The 16,551-nt window shown below is 70.5% G+C and carries 15 protein-coding genes; 7 read left to right on the plus strand and 8 right to left on the minus strand.

Annotation, left to right across the window (positions count from 1 at the left end):
- The first annotated feature begins 4 nt into the window (after positions 1–4).
- Entirely contained in the window at positions 5–583 is a 579-nt protein-coding gene (locus Pka01_RS01900; protein ID WP_203880742.1) for a hypothetical protein, read from the plus strand.
- A 36-nt stretch (positions 584–619) separates the two neighbouring features.
- Here the strand turns inward: Pka01_RS01900 and Pka01_RS01905 are convergent, their stop codons facing one another.
- Entirely contained in the window at positions 620–1,576 is a 957-nt protein-coding gene (locus Pka01_RS01905) for a LysR family transcriptional regulator (RefSeq protein ID WP_203880743.1), read from the minus strand.
- 105 nt (positions 1,577–1,681) lie between these two features.
- Between Pka01_RS01905 and Pka01_RS01910 the strand changes: the two genes are divergently transcribed.
- The gene (locus Pka01_RS01910) at positions 1,682–2,002 is read left to right on the plus strand and encodes a CBU_0592 family membrane protein (protein WP_203880744.1); all 321 of its coding nucleotides are present in this window, start codon (positions 1,682–1,684) and stop codon (positions 2,000–2,002) included.
- A gap of 19 nt (positions 2,003–2,021) precedes the next feature.
- On the opposite strand, the gene Pka01_RS01915 is transcribed toward Pka01_RS01910, so the two are convergent.
- Positions 2,022–2,201: a hypothetical protein gene (locus tag Pka01_RS01915; protein ID WP_203880967.1), complete on the minus strand. Its 180-nt coding sequence runs from the start codon at positions 2,199–2,201 to the stop codon at positions 2,022–2,024.
- A gap of 42 nt (positions 2,202–2,243) precedes the next feature.
- On the opposite strand from Pka01_RS01915, the gene map reads away from it, so the two are divergent.
- The gene (gene map / locus Pka01_RS01920) at positions 2,244–3,092 is read left to right on the plus strand and encodes a type I methionyl aminopeptidase (RefSeq protein ID WP_203880745.1); all 849 of its coding nucleotides are present in this window, start codon (positions 2,244–2,246) and stop codon (positions 3,090–3,092) included.
- A gap of 13 nt (positions 3,093–3,105) precedes the next feature.
- On the opposite strand, the gene Pka01_RS01925 is transcribed toward map, so the two are convergent.
- From Pka01_RS01925 to Pka01_RS01940, 4 genes are all read right to left on the minus strand, one after another.
- A complete protein-coding gene (locus tag Pka01_RS01925; RefSeq protein ID WP_239114642.1) occupies positions 3,106–5,100 on the minus strand; it encodes a bifunctional copper resistance protein CopD/cytochrome c oxidase assembly protein in 1,995 nt (664 codons plus the stop codon).
- Positions 5,097–5,696, minus strand: coding sequence for a copper resistance CopC family protein (locus tag Pka01_RS01930; protein WP_203880746.1), 600 nt, complete (start codon positions 5,694–5,696; stop codon positions 5,097–5,099). Before Pka01_RS01930 ends, Pka01_RS01925 begins: the two co-directional genes overlap by 4 nt.
- 127 nt (positions 5,697–5,823) lie before the next feature.
- Entirely contained in the window at positions 5,824–7,110 is a 1,287-nt protein-coding gene (locus tag Pka01_RS01935; RefSeq protein WP_203880747.1) for a helix-turn-helix domain-containing protein, read from the minus strand.
- 270 nt (positions 7,111–7,380) lie between these two features.
- Positions 7,381–8,901, minus strand: coding sequence for a PucR family transcriptional regulator (locus Pka01_RS01940; RefSeq protein ID WP_203880748.1), 1,521 nt, complete (start codon positions 8,899–8,901; stop codon positions 7,381–7,383).
- 80 nt (positions 8,902–8,981) lie between these two features.
- Between Pka01_RS01940 and Pka01_RS01945 the strand changes: the two genes are divergently transcribed.
- Positions 8,982–11,240 (plus strand): molybdopterin cofactor-binding domain-containing protein, encoded by a 2,259-nt coding sequence (locus tag Pka01_RS01945; RefSeq protein WP_203880749.1) that lies wholly within the window; start codon positions 8,982–8,984, stop codon positions 11,238–11,240.
- A gap of 104 nt (positions 11,241–11,344) precedes the next feature.
- Here the strand turns inward: Pka01_RS01945 and Pka01_RS01950 are convergent, their stop codons facing one another.
- Positions 11,345–12,331, minus strand: coding sequence for an excalibur calcium-binding domain-containing protein (locus tag Pka01_RS01950; protein WP_203880750.1), 987 nt, complete (start codon positions 12,329–12,331; stop codon positions 11,345–11,347).
- A gap of 912 nt (positions 12,332–13,243) precedes the next feature.
- Here Pka01_RS01950 and ald point away from each other — a divergent pair.
- The gene (ald, locus tag Pka01_RS01955) at positions 13,244–14,362 is read left to right on the plus strand and encodes an alanine dehydrogenase (protein WP_203880751.1); all 1,119 of its coding nucleotides are present in this window, start codon (positions 13,244–13,246) and stop codon (positions 14,360–14,362) included.
- Positions 14,363–14,437: 75 nt separating this feature from the next.
- On the opposite strand, the gene Pka01_RS01960 is transcribed toward ald, so the two are convergent.
- Positions 14,438–15,133: a thioredoxin-like domain-containing protein gene (locus Pka01_RS01960; protein WP_203880752.1), complete on the minus strand. Its 696-nt coding sequence runs from the start codon at positions 15,131–15,133 to the stop codon at positions 14,438–14,440.
- A gap of 110 nt (positions 15,134–15,243) precedes the next feature.
- Here Pka01_RS01960 and Pka01_RS01965 point away from each other — a divergent pair, with 110 nt between their 5' ends.
- Together Pka01_RS01965 and Pka01_RS01970 are read left to right on the plus strand one after the other, a co-directional pair.
- Positions 15,244–15,924, plus strand: a complete 681-nt coding sequence (locus Pka01_RS01965) for a DUF305 domain-containing protein (RefSeq protein WP_239114643.1) — start codon at positions 15,244–15,246, stop codon at positions 15,922–15,924.
- 61 nt (positions 15,925–15,985) lie between these two features.
- On the plus strand, positions 15,986–16,282 hold the full coding sequence (locus Pka01_RS01970) for a DUF3467 domain-containing protein (RefSeq protein WP_203880753.1): 297 nt from the start codon (positions 15,986–15,988) through the stop codon (positions 16,280–16,282).
- Positions 16,283–16,551: the final 269 nt, after the last annotated feature.

Below are 16,551 nucleotides of genomic sequence, written 5' to 3' on the forward strand. Positions count from 1 at the left end.
CGGGATGGACTCCGCGTCGGTGAGCCTGCTCCGCGAGATGCTCGCCTCGACGGGGTGGCTCGAGCAGACCCGGCAGCTCGGCATGGCACTCAGGACCACCCGCTCCCCCGGCGGCCTGCTCGTCGTCGGCACCCCCGATGACGAGCCGTGGCACGTGACCGCTCACCTGGCCGACGAGGCGCAGTCGTCCGGCCTCGCCCAGCTGGCCCCCACCCTTCTGCGCTGGGCCCCTCCGGAGAACGCGCCCGCCCATCTGCGGGTGGGGATGGACCGGCTCCGCGAGGCCGGCAGGGGCGAGACCCTGTTCGTCGTCGCGGAGCAGCGCGCGCCCGACGGGTTGCTCGAGCGAGTCGACGACGCCAGGCGCACCGGGGTGACGATCCTCGCCGTCGACGGTGGCGACCCCGAGCTCGAGTCGCTGGCACACGACGCGATAGCCGTACGGCCCGATGACGCGCTCGTGAGCTTCGACGCGGCGCAACATCTGGTGAGCGCGGCGGCCGGCGACGTCCGGCGCCCCGGGTTCCGGGAACGGCTCGCCCGGTTCGCCGAGCGGGTCACCGGCCCGCGGCTGAGCGACTGACCGCACGGCCGACGGGCCGGCGCCCCCGTCGTCTCCCTAGCGGGCGCGCGGCTCCCGGCGGCGGCTGAGCTCCCCGACGCGCTGCGCCACCTCGTCGGCGGCCTCGCGCAGGACCTCGATGACCGCACCCTGGACCGGGTCGGGCTCCCCCGACGTCGTACGGCTCACGCGGGTGAGCGCCTCGATCCGGCGTGAGCCCACGCCGTGGATCTCGGTGACCACCACCTCGCCGGGAGGCACGTCGAGCAGGGCGAGGGACGGCACGATCGCCACTCCGTGACCAGCCGACACGAGCCCGAGGGTCGGGGGGAACTCGGCGATGACATGGACTCGCCGGGGTTCGAACCCGTGGAGCTGCGCCAGCCGCTCCAGCGCCTGCCCGCAGGCCTGGTCGGCGACGCCCGCGACCCACGGCAGACCGGCGAGCTCGTCGACGCTCTCCGGGATGGAGTCCCAGCCGGGCGGAGCGACGATGCGGTACTCGTCGTCGTACAGCCGGTGCCGGGACATCGAGGGCAGGGACGCGGCGGGCTGGCTCATGTCCCGCTCGGTGACGACGAGGTCGACGCCGCCCAGGCGGAGCTCCTGCACGGCGACCGGGCCGAACAGCTCGTGGATGACCGGGGTGATGCGCGGATGCCGTACGGACAGCGTGCGCAGGGCGGAGACGAGCAGGTGACGGATCACCGTGGGGAAGGCGGCGATCGTGACGGGACCGGACAGCCGTTCGGTGAAACGGTTGAGCTCCTGCCTGGCCTCGACCAGTTGCTCCTCGATCCGCTCGGCGTAGGCCGCGAGCACCCGGCCGGCCGGCGTCAGGGTGGCCCGGCGCTGCGACCGGTCGACGAGCGCGAGACCGACCTCCCGCTCGAGCTGCGCGAGCTGCTGGGACACCGCGGAAGGCGTGAGGTGGAGCGCCTCGGCCGCCCGCATGACCCCGCCTCTGCGGGACACCTCATGCAGGATCCGCAGACGCCGGGGGTCGATTTCCATACAGCAGAGCTTACGCCCAACTTAAGATTTCTTCACTTGAACTTCATTCCTAGCAAACGGGATCATTGATGCATTAACCACATAACTGATAGCGAGTAGCAACATATGTCCACGTTCATCACCATCATCGGCACCGTCGGCGCCGTCGCCCTGTTGTACGGCTACGCGATGGTGTCGGCAGGGAAGATGTCCGGCGACGGCCTGCCGTACCAGGCCCTGAACTTCGGCGGCGCCGCCACCTTGATGATCAACAGCGGCTTCCACTCGGCGTGGCCGTCCGCCATCCTCAACATGGTCTGGAGCGGCATCGGCGTGGTGACCCTCGGCAGGCTCGTCGCCGCCCGGGCCGTGGCGCGCAGGAAGGGATCCCCCGAACCCGAGCCGGCCGCGGAGCAGGGGCGCCCGCTGCTGGAGCCTGCTCCCTGACCACGGTCGGCCCGGGCGGTCAGTCTTCCTCCCACTCCTTGTCCTGCTTCCTCCAGGCCTCGTTCCGCTCGGACGCGGTCTGGAGGGCGTGCTCAGCGGCCTCCTCGGACTCGTAGGGGCCGAGCCGGTCCTTGTTGGGGCACCCCTTCTCCCCTTCGACGCGCATGTGCTTGAGACAGAACCACCATTGATCGCTCACGGGCTAATGGTGCCCCGTCGAAGCGCAACTAGACTTGGCGGCATGACGACGCTGCTCCGGCCCGGGCGAATCTCGCCCACGCGCAAGGTCCCCGCCCACATCAAGCGCCCGGAGTACGTGGGAAGAGCCGAGCCCAGGAAGGGCGGCTCGGATGTGCAGACCCCCGAGACCATCGAGAAGATGCGCGTCGCCGGCCGGATCGCCGCCCAGGCCCTGGAAGAGGTCGGCAAGCACGTCGCCCCCGGTGTGACCACCGACGAACTGGACCGGATCGGCCACGAGTTCCTCTGCGACCACGACGCCTACCCGTCCACCCTCGGCTACCGGGGCTACCCCAAGTCGCTGTGCACCTCGATCAACGAGGTCATCTGCCACGGCATCCCGGACGACACCGTTCTGCACGACGGCGACATCGTCAACGTGGACATCACCGCGTTCATCGGCGGGGTGCACGGGGACACCGACGCGACGTTCCTCGTGGGCGACGTCGACGAGGAGTCGCGCCTGCTGGTCGAGCGCACCCGCGAGGCCACCATGCGGGCCATCAAGGCGGTCGCCCCGGGGCGGCAGCTCAACATCGTGGGCCGCGTGATCGAGGCCTACGCCAGGCGCTTCGGCTACGGCGTGGTCCGCGACTTCACCGGCCACGGCATCTCGACGTCGTTCCACTCGGGGCTGATCGTCCCCCACTACGACGACCCGTCGCTGTCGGTCACCCTGGTGCCCGGCATGACGTTCACGATCGAGCCGATGCTCACCCTCGGCACGATCGAGTACGAGATCTGGCCGGACGGCTGGACCGCGGTGACCAAGGACCACAAGCGGACCGCCCAGTTCGAGCACACGCTCGTGGTCACGGAGTCGGGCAACGAGATCCTGACGCTCCCCTGACCGGTCGCCGGTCCTACTCGGCGGCCGCGTCCCGCTTGTTCAGCTTGGCGAGATAGTCGTTGTAGGCGTCCAGCTCGGCGTTTCCGGTGCCTCCGGTCTTCGCGGCGAGCGCGTCGGCCCGCCTGTCGTCACGGCGGGCCTTGCGGTCGTCGTCGCGCCACCACTGGATCGCGAGCGCGAGCAGCACGATGAGCGTCGGCACCTCGCCGAAGGACCAGGCGATCCCCCCGCCGGTCGCCTGGTCGGACAGCGACGACGCCCCCCATGTACGGCCCAGCTGGTCGTACCAGTCGGAGGCGAGCACCGTGCCCATGCTCATCAGCGCGACCCCGAAGAACGCGTGGAACGGCATCGTCACCAGGAGCAGCACCAGACGGGCGACGTGGGGCAGCTTGTGCGGCCCGGGGTCGACACCGATGATCACGTAGAAGAACAGGCAGCCGCTGACCAGGAAGTGCAGCGTCATCGCGATGTGCCCGATGTGCTCCTCCATGGCGGAGGCGAACAGCGGCGTGAAGTACAGCGCGTACGTCGACGAGATGAAGATCGCCGTGGCGATGGCCGGGTGGGCCACGACCTTCATGACCCTGCTGTGCAGGATCACCATGATCCACTCGCGGGGCCCGCGGTCGCCGCGCCGCGCGGCGGGCTTGAGCGCGCGCAGCGCGAGGGTGACCGGGGCGCCCAGCACCAGGAAGATCGGCACCAGCATGGAGAGGATCATGTGCTCGGTCATGTGGACGCTGAACAGGACCGGCGCGTAGCGCGCGATCCCGCTCTGCGTCGCCAGGACCAGGATGACGACGCCCGCGAACCACAGGACGGTGCGGCTCCACGGCCATGAGTCGCCACGCCTGCGCAGCCGGACCACGCCGACGCCGTACAGGCCGGCGAGCGTGGCGGCGATCGCGGCGAAGAACAGGTCGAACCACCACAGCGTGGCCAGATTCGCCAGCGACACCGGGGGCGGCATCAGGTAGCCGAGCAGCTCGAAGACCCGGTCGATCGGGTTGGGCGCCGGCGGCGGCGCGGTGCGCGACAGCGCGACGGCGATCCCGACGGTGGCCGCCATGATCACGATCTCGCCGAGCGCCAGGCGCAGGAACGACCGCGACTCCCCCGACGCGAGCCGGGGCAGCGTGCGCTCGCGGTGGCGCCAGCCGATCACCCCGAGGACGACGAAGGCGGCGGTCTTGGCGAGCAGCATGAGCCCGTAGGCCGAGGTGTAGAGCTGGTCGACGGACGACAGGCGGGCGAGCACGCTCGCGACGCCCGAGATGCCCACCCCGACGAAGCACCACAACGCCATCCGGGAGAAGCGGGCGGCGGCGACGTCGAGCTGGCGCTCACCGCGCAGGGCGTGGATGCAGAGCATGCCGAGCCCGCCGACCCACAACGCCAGGAAGAGCAGGTGGAAGGCGACCGAGGTGGTCGCCAATCCGTGGTTGGGCGAGGAGGACGAGTGCCCGGTCAGCGCGGGCGGCAGCAGCGTCGCGAGGGAGAAGACCAGCAGCCCCGCCGCGGATCCTGAGGTGATCGCACCACGGGCGAACAGGGCGATCGCGACGGCGAACAGCACGACGAGCGTCAGCGCGATGCCCTGGGGGACCTGGCTCGCGTAGCTGGTCAGCTCGTTGCCGCCGAGGATCTCCCCCACCGGCGCGCCCAGCGTCTCCGACAGGCTGAAGACCAGCGCGGAGGCCGCGGCGACGGCCCAGACGACCGCGGCCCACGAGGCGGCCTTCACATACCCCTGCGCGGGCTTGCCGAGCAGCCCCTTGTCGCTGGGCAGCAGGACCGCGCCGATGGCCAGCAGGCCCACGGTCAGCACGCCGGCGACGTCCATCCCCAGCTTCGAGAAGGGGAGCATCCAGCGCGTCAGCATGCCCTGGTCGGGCAGGCCCGGGATGATGCGGGGGGTGGCCGCGCCTCCGGCGACCATCCCGATGACGAGGGCTCCCGCCGCCGCGCAGAGGGCGGCGACGGTCAGGCGCAGTGTCCTGTTCACTTCTTCTTCCGCATGCTGATGACCATGCCGAGGTAGATCCCCCCGGCGCCGAAGACCACGACCCAGATCCAGCCGGGGATCAGCGGCTTGTCCTCGTCCTTCTGGGCGTCCGCTGCCGGGCTCGCGGCGACGGCCGCGGTGGGGGTGGCGGACGCGGTCGCCGCGTCTGACGCGGCGGAGGTGGGCGTCGCCGACGGGGTGCCCGCCTCCTGCGTGGCGGGCGGGGACGGCTTGCCCGCCACGGTGAAGGGGATCTCCCCGGTCAGCGGGTGACCGTCCTCGGAGACGACCCGCCAGGCGATGGTGTAGGCGCCGTCGGGGATCGACTCGTCGACCCCGATGCTCACCTTGACCCCGTTGACGACGGGCTGGCCGCTCTCGTAGCGCTTGCCGCCCGCGCCGCGGACCAGCAGGGTCGGGAACCGCACCGACTCGGAGAACTCGAGGGTCACCTTGCCGAGGCTCTCGACCTCGGCGTTCTTCTCCGGTGTGCTGCTCTTCAGCGTGGTGTGCGCCTGAGCGGGAGCCGACAGGCCCAGACTCAGCACCACGGTCGCGAGCAACGCGGCCATTACGGCGATCGGGGATCTTTTCATGACAGCCCCAAGGCTACCGACGCGAGGTGCCGGTCCACACCCCGATCCCATGACGCCGGGCGATCTCAATGCCCGCAAACGCGCCGGGGCACCCGCGACACGGCGCGGATGCCCCCGCTCACAGAGATCACAGACCCGCGCAGGCGAGCGCCTTCTGGTAGGCGGCCACGCTCAGGTCGGGATTACCCGCGCGGTCACGGAGCTCGGCGACGGCCATCCACTTCTCCGCCAGCTTCCTCGTCTGCGGAGACCCCTCCAGCCAGGTGCTCACCTGGCTCAGCTCCGCATCCGACTCCTCATCCCGGTGGAGGAGGTGGTGGGCCTGGCTGAGCAGCAGGTAGGCGTCGAGGTTCAGGCCTCCGGCGGACTCGTTCATCAGGTCCCGAGCGGCGCTCGCGTGCTCCGCCGCGTCCTCGGGGTGGTCCAGGGTCAGCTCCGCGTAGGCGAGGGACAGGGAGCAACGGGCCTTGTCCGACATGCTGGTGGCGGTCTCTTCGTAGTCCCGCGCGGCGCGCAGCAGCAGATCGCGGGCCTTCTCCACGTCGCTGGGGCGCACCCGGAGCATCGTGAACGCGTAGGCCTGGTGCAACCGGGCCAGGTTGCGCTGGTCGCCGGTCTCGGAATGGATGGCCAGCGCCCGCTCGATCAAGGACATGGCCTCCTCCCCGCGGCCGGCCTTCTCCGCCACGAGCGCGGCGTTCCAGCACGAGGCGACGTTCGCCCGTGGGCTTCCCAGCCCCTCCGCGGCGACGAGCAACTCGGCCGCGAAGTGGCCCGCCCGCATCAGGTCGCCACGCACCAGATAGGCCAGCAGGAGAGTGGCGCCGAGCTCGACCAGGCCGTCGGTCCAGCCGCCCGAGCCGACGTCGGCGAGCACCGCCTCACCGACCTGGACCGCGGCGGAGAAGTCGCCCCGCTCCCGGTGGCACCGGCACATCGCGAGCGCCACGGCGATCTTCCGTTCGGCCGGCACGGTCTCGGACTCCCGGAGCTCGGACAGCACCGCGATCGCCTCAGCGAGCTCGCCGCACGCCTCGAGGGCGAGCGCGTAGCCGTACTGGGCGTCCTGGCGGAGCGAGACGAGCCCCGCGAGGCTGTTGTCGGCGAGCAGTTCAGCGAAACGCCGGCTGGCCTCTTCGACCTCGCCGTTCTCGAGAGCCATGCGGGCGAAGCTCAGGCCGACCTCGAGCTCCTGCATCTGCTCGGCGGTGACCCCGTTGACGAGATAGGTCAGCGAGCAGTCGAGCTTCTGCGCGAGCAGTTCCAGGACCGCGGGAGTCGGCGTCCGCTTGCCGCTCTCGATCAGAGACACGTAGCTATCCGAAAGTTCCGGGTGTGCTAGCTGTGCCTGGGAAAGACCACGCTGACGGCGTATCGCCTTGATTCGCTGACCAACGAGATCTTGCGCAACCATGGTTACCTCTTGAGACAATGTGGGCCCCACAACCAAACCGAACGGAGACTCCCGTGCGCCGCCGCCTTGCACTATCCGTACTTGCCGTAATCATCTCGACCACTGTGGCCGTAATCGGCAATGGTACGACGACGACCGCCAGTTCGTCTCCTATGCGATCGTATGAGTTTGCGGCTGGATGCTGCTGATTTCTTCCCCCCACCCGCGCCCGTTCGCATCCGCGTCCGGGCCAAGTGGATTTCGGACTCGACCGCCGGTCTGAGATCTCTGTCAGCCCGCGCGCAGCGCAAGAAAGAGATCAACCCGGTCGGCCATGGAGGAGAGGTCCTTGGCGGTCAGCTCCTCGATCCGGCGAATTCGATAACGAACAGTGTTCACATGGACGTGCAGGCGTTCGGCGCAGCTGTTCCATGAGCCCGCACAATCCAGGAACGTCCCCAGCGTCCGCACCAGCTCGGCCTGGTGCACGCGGTCGTAGTCGAACAGCGGCCCGAGGAGCCGATCGGCGAACGACCTGCGGACATCGCCTGGGACCGTCGCCAGCAGCAGCACGTGAGTGTAGATCTCATCGCTGGTGACCACCCCCCCACCACGCGCGTCGGCGATCCGCCGCGCATGCCCGGCCTCCTCCATTCCGCCGCGGATGGCCGTGGCTCCGGTGAGCGCCGCGCTCACCCCGATGGACACCATGGTGTCCGGCAGTCCTTCCGCCAGCAGTCCCGTCCGCTCCTTCAACCGGGCGGCGACCGAGCCGGCCGTGTCCTCGCGGAGCGGAACGAGGGAAACCGCCCCGTCCGCGCCGGCGGCGGCGACCACCCGGCGGTCGAGCAACTCCTCCAGCACCCTGCCGCCGAGCGCGGACAGACCGGGATCGTCGGCGGCGCCTCGTCTCGCCGCCGTCGCCGACACCACGATGTACGGCTCGGCGGTGTCGATCCCGCAGGTGCGCAGGCGCGCCGACAACTCGGACGGGTCCGCCTCCCCCGAGCCGGCGAGGGCGACGAGCTGTTCCGCGAGCCGCCGTTCGACCCGGCGCCCCTCCTCCATCCGCGTGCGCTCCATCGCGACGCACGAGGCCAGTTCGAAGCCCGTCTCCGCGTCGACCTCGCCCCGGCAGGCCAGGGCCCATCCGGACGCCCGATGGGAACGGTCCACCGCGAAGATCGTCCAGACGTCCTCCCCAGGCCACTTGATCACCGTGGGCAGCCGGACCGCGCCGAGGAATTCGCGTGCCAGCCGTACGGCATGGGCCTGGGCGAGGTCGCCGGCGACGACCGATCCGGCGGCCGAGATCACGGCGGCAGAGACGCCGAGCTCCGCCGAGGTGAGCGCGACCAGCTCGTCCAGGCCCGCCCCCTCGGCCACCGCGGCCACGATGCGGCGGCGCCGGCCGAGCGCCCCGCGCAGGTCCCTCGCCTGGGCGGTGGCGAGACTCCGGCCCACCAGCTCCGTCACCGCGCCGAAGGACACCTCGACGGGCACCTTGAACAGGGGAAGCCCTCTGTCGCGGCAGGCGGTGACGAGGTCGTCAGGGATGTGACCGAGGCGCGCGTCGCCCGCTCCCAGAGCGGAGACCCCGGCGCGGACCAGCACGTCGACGAACGCCGGGGAGTCCGCGGGGTCCTGACGCCACATCAGGCCGGTGAGCACCAGCTCGCCGCCGTCCAGATACCGCCCCGGGTCGGGCAGGTCGGTTACGAGGGCGCCCGAGATCTCCCTGTCGAGGCCCGGCTCGCCCGTGAGGAGGCTGAGCCGAAGCTCCGGCATGGCGAGCAAATCCCTCAGCAACATGTGAAACAGCGTATTTGGAGAAACCTACAATTACCGGCATCTGCCGCCCTCCCGTTTCATGTCACCGGCTCTAGGCCCTGATGACCTGGGTTGATGTACTTCGTCATGTGACCGGCATCAGGACAGGAACACGCTCGGGAGTCGGCGAGAGCGTGCTGCGGCCCGACGGGACGCTCAAGGTGACCGGGGAGTTCGCGTACTCCTCGGACCTCTGGCTGGACGGCATGCTCTGGGGTGCGACGCTCCGCAGCCCCCATCCGTCGGCGTGGATCCGCTCCGTCGACGTGGGGCCCGCGCTGGCCATGCCCGGAGTGTTCGCGGTGCTGACCCACGAAGACGTGCCGGGCGAGAAGTTCTACGGCCTGGACCACAGGGACCAGCCCGTGCTCGCGATCGACCAGGTCCGCTACCAGGGCGAGCCCGTGGCGATCGTGGCGGCCGACCATCCGGAGACCGCCCGCCGCGCCGCCGCGGCCGTCGTCGTCGACTACGAGGTCCGCGAGGCGGTCGTCGACGCCCGCAGGGCCGCCTTCGACCCCTCCTGCCCGTCCGTCCATCCCCACGGCAACCTCGTGCGGCACCAGCCCGTCCGGGTCGGATCGGCGTTCGACGCGCCGGTGGTCGTGACGGGCGAGTACGAGGTGGGCATGCAGGACCAGGCCTTCCTTGGCCCCGAGTCCGGCCTGGCCGTACCGGACGAGGACGGCGGCGTGGACCTCTACGTCGCCACCCAGTGGCTGCACGTCGACCAGGACCAGGTCGCCCCCTGCCTCGCGCTCCCCAAGGAGAAGGTGCGCCTGTCGCTCGCCGGGGTCGGCGGCGCGTTCGGCGCCCGCGAGGACCTGTCGATGCAGATCCACGCGTCGATGCTGGCGCTCAGGACCGGCCGGCCCGTCAAGATCGTGTACGGCCGCGAGGAGTCGTTCTTCGGGCACGTGCACCGGCATCCCGCACGGATGCGGTACGAGCACGGCGCGACCGCCGACGGCAGGCTCGTGTACGTCAAGGCGGAGATCGTCCTCGACGGCGGGGCGTACTGCTCGTCGTCCCCCGCCGTCGTCGGCAACGCCGCGTCCCTGGGCGTCGGGCCGTACGAGGTGGACAACGTCATGATCGACGCGTACGGCGTGTACACGAACAACCCGCCCTGCGGCGCCATGCGCGGGTTCGGCGCCGTGCAGGCGTGCTACGCGTACGAGTCGCAGATGGACCGGCTGGCCGAGGCCTGCCGCCTGTCCCCCGTCGAGATCAGGGTGCGCAACGCCGTGTCACAGGGGTCGAAGCTCGCCACCGGCCAGATCATCGACACCCCCGCGCCCCTGGCCGGCATGCTGAGACAGCTCGAGGCCATGCCGGGCCCCGGGGACCCCGCGCTGGCCGGGGACCTGCGGTCGCTCCCCGGAGGCGTCGCCCAGACCACGCACGGCGAGGGCGTGCGGCGGGGCGTCGGATACGGCGTGGGAATCAAGAACATCTGCTTCTCCGAGGGCTTCGACGACTACTCGACGGCCCGGGTCCGCGTGGAACTCCTCGGCGGTGAGCCGCACGTGCTGGTGCACACGGCGGCCGCCGAGGTGGGCCAGGGGCTGGTCACCGTCAAGGCGCAGATCGCCCGCACCGAGCTCGGCATCGACAAGGTGACCGTCGCTCCCCCCGACACCTCGGTCGGCTCGGCGGGCTCCTCGTCGGCGTCCCGCCAGTCCTACGTCACCGGCGGCGCGGTCAAGGTCGCCTGCGAGGCCGTACGGGAGTGCCTCGACCGGATGCGGGCCGCCCACCCCGAGTCGTCCCTTGAGGAGCTCCTGGAGCGGTTCGGGCCGGTGGAGGAGACGCGGGAGTACCGCCACCGCCCCACGTCCCCCATGGACGCGGTCACCGGGCAGGGGAACTCGCACGTGCAGCTCGCGCTGTGCGTCCACCGGGCCGTGGTCGACGTGGACGTCGACCTGGGCCTGGTCAAGGTCGTCGAGCTCGCGGCGGTCCAGGACGTCGGGCGGGTCCTCAACCCCCTGGCGCTCGAGGGGCAGATCCACGGAGGGACCGCGCAGGGCCTTGGCCTGGCGCTCATGGAGGAGATCCAGGTCAGGGATGGCAAGGTGCTCAACCCCTCGTTCACCGACTACCTGATCCCGACCATCCTCGACATGCCGCCCATGCGGCTGTCGATCCTGGAGAACCCCGACCCGCACGCCCCGTACGGCCTGCGCGGTGCCGGCGAGCCGCCGACGTTGTCCTCGACGCCCGCGGTCGCCGCGGCCGTGCGGGCCGCGACGGGGCTGGACCTGCCCCGTGTCCCGATCCGCCCCGAGGACATCGCGCTCGCGCCTGCGACCGCCTGAGGACGTCCCAGGTCGGCCGATCGCCGTCCAAGGGGGTCGCGTCGGTCAACGGGATCGCGTCGGCCGAGAGGGCCGTGCTCAGGGCGGTCGCTCGGACCGGGGAGTCAGCCGAGGTCGCCCGGGTCGCAGGCGACGCCGTCGTTGTCGGCGTCGACATACCAGTAGTACTCCGGGTGGACGCCTTTGGTGTACGGGCCGTAGCCGTTGTCGTTGGCCTGCCTGCAGTCCGCGTAGCGCACCGACCCCGAAGTGGATCCGGAGGCCGGCTGCGTGGAGAAGCCCTGCGGGGTCGCCGGCGGCGTGGTGAACGTCGTCGTGCCAGGGGACGTGAACGATCCGGTCTGGCCGGGGAACGGCGTGCCCGGGGTCGTCTGGCCCGGCAGACCGGGTTGGCTCGGCTGGCCCGCCTGACCGGTTTGGCCCGGTTGGCCCGGCTGTCCCGGCGTCGGCGAGGTGCCCGCGGGGCTCTGGCCGGACGAGGGTCCCGACAACAGCGCCATCAGCGCGTCCGCCTGGGTCTTGTCGAAGCCGGCGATGCTGAGGCTGTCCTGGGTGATCGCCTGCGCGACGCGCGGCGCCGCGACCACCTGGTCCCCCACGACGATCGCCAGCTGCTGCCTGACGGTCTCGCGGGTGAGATCGGCGATCTGCTGACGGCTCGCCGGAGACAACACCAGGCGGATGGAGTAGGTGCCGTCCGACTCGGCCACGGACCCGACCTTCTGCACGGTCGTGACGGTGACTCCGGGGTCGAGCTGGTAACACGTGGTGCCGGTGTTGTCGGGCACGGCCTCCATGCCGTCGCACGGCGCGGCGTGGACGCCGGTGACCGGCGCGAAGTGCACCGGGGAGCGCAGTTTCAGTACGGGCGTGCCGGAAAGCGGTGGGGCGTCGGGGTTCTGGGTGCTCAGGACCGCGATCGCGCCGAGAACGACGCTGATCGCGAGCACCACGATGAGGACGACGACGAGGATCACCGTCGTCCGGCGGGCCGCGTGGGGCGGCGGCCCCTGTGGAGGAGCCTGAATGGCCGCGCCCGGGAAGGGGACCTGCGGGAACGGCGCCTGCTGCTGGAGGGCCGCCTGCGGCACCGCCGGCAGCGCCGCGGTGGTCGCCTCAGCGGCCGCGTCCGCCGGCTTCGCACCCCCGGCCCCGGCGGCGCCCGGCGCACCCGCAGACCCGGCTACGTCCGGCGCACCCGCAGACCCGGCTACGTCCGGCGCACCCGCAGACCCGGCGGCACCCGGCGCACCCGCAGACTCGGCGGCGCCTGACCTGCGGCGACCCCATTTCCGTTTATCGGATTTGTCGGGAATTGATGCGTTATCGCCTGATTTGTCGTGGCTGGATCCGCGGCGGCCGCGCCATCTGCCGCGCTTCTCTGCGGTTTCTCCGGCGCCGTCCGAGCCGCCGGAACGACCGCCGCCATCCGATTGACCGTTCTCGCCGAGCCGGCCCTCTTCACCGGCGGGCGCGTCACTCTTCGATTCCTCGCGGGTGGCCGTCTGCGAGGGCGAGCCCGCGGGCTTTCCTGCGCCCGGCCCGCCGGAGGGGGAACCCGTCGCAGGCTTCTCACCCGGCGCCTCACCGTCGCGTTCCCGCCGCGGCTCGCCGGCGCCCGCTCCTTGTCCGCCAGGCGCTGCGGTCCCGGATGTGGCCCCTGTTCCGGCCGCACCGGGAGCCGCGGACGGGGAAGGCGCCGTGGACCCGGAAGGGGCCGTGGAGCCGGAGGCCGGGGATCCGGGTCCGCCCGGAACCTCGGACGTTCCGGCGTCGCCGGTCGGCGAACCGGCCTTCCCGTCGCCCGGTACGGCCCCGTTCTGCATCCCTACCTCGATCCCAGCCATCGATCGCAGAGCCTACCCAGGTATGCCAATGCCAGGTAATCGGCGAATCATGCCGAGGTAGATTGCAGGCACAATTGACAATTTGTCGTGAATGTCTGCCAAATGCTTGCGCGTTGCCGCCTGACGTAGACGTTTGCGGACAACCAGAGTGAAGGGATGAAGGTCGGAGTTCCCCGCGAGATCAAGACCCACGAGTACCGGGTCGCGCTGACGCCGGCGGGAGTCCACGAGTTCGTCCGCAAGGGCCACCAGGTCCTCATCGAGCACGACGCAGGCAGAGGGTCCTCCGTACCCGACGACGACTTCGCCGGCGCGGGCGCCACGATCGTCGACTCGGCCGACGACGTCTGGGCGGAGGCCGAACTGATCCTCAAGGTCAAGGAGCCCGTGCCCGCCGAGTACCACCGGATGCGCAAGGACCAGGTGCTGTTCACCTACCTGCACCTGGCGGCGTCGGAGGAGTGCACGAGGGCGCTGCTGGACTCGGGGGTCACCGGGATCGCCTACGAGACCGTGCAGACGGCCGACGGCGCCCTGCCACTGCTCGCCCCCATGTCCGAGGTGGCGGGCAGGCTCGCCCCACAGGTGGGGGCGTACCACCTGATGCGGCAGGGCGGAGGGCGCGGCGTGCTGATGGGCGGCGTGCCAGGGGTCTATCCCGCGAAGGTCGTGGTCATCGGCGCCGGCGTGTCCGGGATGAACGCGGCGTCGATCGCCGCGGGCATGCAGGCGCAGGTGCTGCTGCTCGATCTCAACGTCGACAGGCTCCGCCAGGCGGACGTGGTCTACCAGGGGAAGGTCGGGACCGTCGCGTCCAACGCGTACGAAATCGAGCGGGCGGTCACGGACGCCGACCTGGTGGTCGGCGCGGTGCTCGTGCCCGGTGCGAAGGCGCCGACGCTCGTCAGCAACGCGCTCGTCGCGCGGATGAAGACGGGTTCCGTTCTGGTCGACATCTCGATCGATCAGGGCGGCTGCTTCGAGGACTCCCGGCCCACGACCCACGCCGACCCCGTCTACCGGGTGCACGACTCGGTGTTCTACTGCGTCGCCAACATGCCGGGGGCGGTGCCGCACACCTCGACGTACGCGCTGACGAACGTGACCCTGCCGTACGCCCTGGCCATCGCCGATCTGGGCTGGCGGGAGGCGCTCACGGCCGACCCGGCGCTCGCGCTGGGGCTCAACACCCATGAGGGCCATCTGACCAGCCGTCCCGTCGCCGAGGCCCACGGGCTGGAGGCGGTGCCGGTCACGCGGGTGCTCGTTTCCTGAGCTCCCTGCGGGGACCCGAAGACGCTACGGCCCGGCGGTGCGCTGCCGCACCGCCGGGCCGTACGCCGTCGTGGGTCAGGAGGCCGCCGGCGTCGGGGTCGGCTCCGTGGAGGCGGCGGCGTGGGGGCTGGCCGAGGGGGCCGGCTCAGGCGGCAGCGGCTGGTCGGCCGTCGTGCTGACGCCCTGGTCGCAGGCCGCGCCGAACTCCGGGGTGTAGGTGGGGTTCTGCTTGTACTTCTTGATGAATTCGGCAAGCCGGGGGTCGGACGCCCCGTCGAGGACGATCTGGTGGTTCCAGGAGCTGGCGACCACCTTGCCCGGAAGCCCCGGGTACGGGCTGAGCAGCATGTAGTCGGAGGAGGCCAGTGTCTTCAGCTTGTCGACGTCGGCGGCGGGCAGATCGGGGCTGTAGGTGATCCACACGGCACCGTGCTCCAGCGAGTGGACGCCGTGCTCGTTGTGGATCGGCTTGTCGTAGATCCCGCAGTTCTGCCAGTAGTAGTTGTGCTGGCCGCCCACCGGGGGGTTCTCCTTGTAGGAGATCTTGGTCCAGGCGTGGTCGGAGCCCTTGTAGTCGTAGGTCTTCACCGCGCTCAGGGACTTCTCCGACCGGTCGTTGACGATGTAGAAGCCGACCAGACCGACCACCACGAGGACGACCAGACCGCCGACTCCCCACATGAGGAATGCGGCACGCCGCTCCTTGCGCCTCTGCTCGGCACGCATGCGCTCGAGATGCTCGCGTCTCGCCTGCGTCTTGCCCTTCGCCATCAAGCCCTCCACCACCGGTTCGCTGACAACCCCGCTGCGGTATGGAGAATAGTGGGTGAGATGCACCTTTGGCTCAGCCCGGTCAGACAGGACAGGTAGCCTGTGGGGCGATGACCACCGAGACGAGCGTCATGCTCGACACCACGCCGCAGCCCAGGAGGCGGTTTCCCCTCGTGGGGCTGGTCGCCCTCGTCCTCGCGGCGGCCGCCCTGGTGCTGTTCGCGACCAGGTCGGGGACCCCGGGAGACACCTCGCCCGAGGCGGGCTTCGCCAGGGACATGGCCGTGCATCACTCCCAGGCGGTCGAGATGGCCTTCGTCATCCGGGACAAGACCTCCGACGGGCCGCTGCGGACCCTGTCGTACGACATCATCACCACCCAGACGGCCCAGCGCGGGATCTTCATGGGCTGGCTCCAGCAGTGGGACCTCGACCAGGCGTCGTCCCAGCCGCCGATGGCGTGGATGTCCGGGCACGCCCACGGTGGCGCGACCGCGGGCACGACCCCCGGCGTCATGCCGGGCATGGCCTCGGAGGAGGAGCTGAACCGGCTGCGGGCGGCGCAGGGCAAGGACGCCGAGATCCTCTTCCTCCAGCTCATGATCCGCCACCACGAGGGCGGCGTGGAGATGGCGCAGGGCCTGCTCCGGGTCTCGGACCGCCCCGAAGTCCGGTCGCTGGCACAGCACATCGTCGACGGCCAGACGGCCGAGATCAAGCTGATGAAGGGCCTGCTGACCGAGCGCGGGGCCCAGCCGCTGCCGAGCATCCTCCAGAGTCCGGCGGGATAGGCGCGCACAAGGTCTCCGGCCGGGGCACGATGGAGGTGCCGTGCCCAGAGGAGAGAAGAGATTGAACGACGACCCGGAAAGTCGGCTCGAGGTGAGCATCACACCCGAGGTCGAGTCAGGGCAGTACGCCGACTTCGCTTCGGTCTGGCATACCCAAGATGGATTCGTCCTGGACTTCGCCGTGATCACCCGGCCGCCGGCACTCGCCGACGACCCCCTGTCCGGAGACCGGTACGTCAGCGTGCCGACCAGGATCGTCAGCCGGGTCAGGCTGCCTCCGGCACAGGTCTTCGAGCTGATGAAGGCCCTCGAGCAACAGCTCACCGCCTACGAAAAAGACACCGGCCAAAAAGTCTGACCCCCCACCACCCCCCTTGCCCGTGATCATGCACAGGTTCGGCGGCATACCCCGTGACCTGCCACAACCCTCGGCGTGATCATGCACACATTCGCATGTTGCCCATGCGACCAGCACCGATTCCCGGCGTGATCATGCATGGATTCGGCGAAAGCCCGCCAGAGCTGGACTGTCACGATCGATGATCATGCACACCCTCGGCCGCACGCTTCACCGCCTGGGAATTCAGGCTCAGCGATCATGCAGGCATTAGCGTCGTGCATGATCAC

The sequence above is a fragment of the Planotetraspora kaengkrachanensis genome (genome assembly GCF_016862895.1).
In the GTDB taxonomy this organism is placed as follows: domain Bacteria; phylum Actinomycetota; class Actinomycetes; order Streptosporangiales; family Streptosporangiaceae; genus Planotetraspora; species Planotetraspora kaengkrachanensis.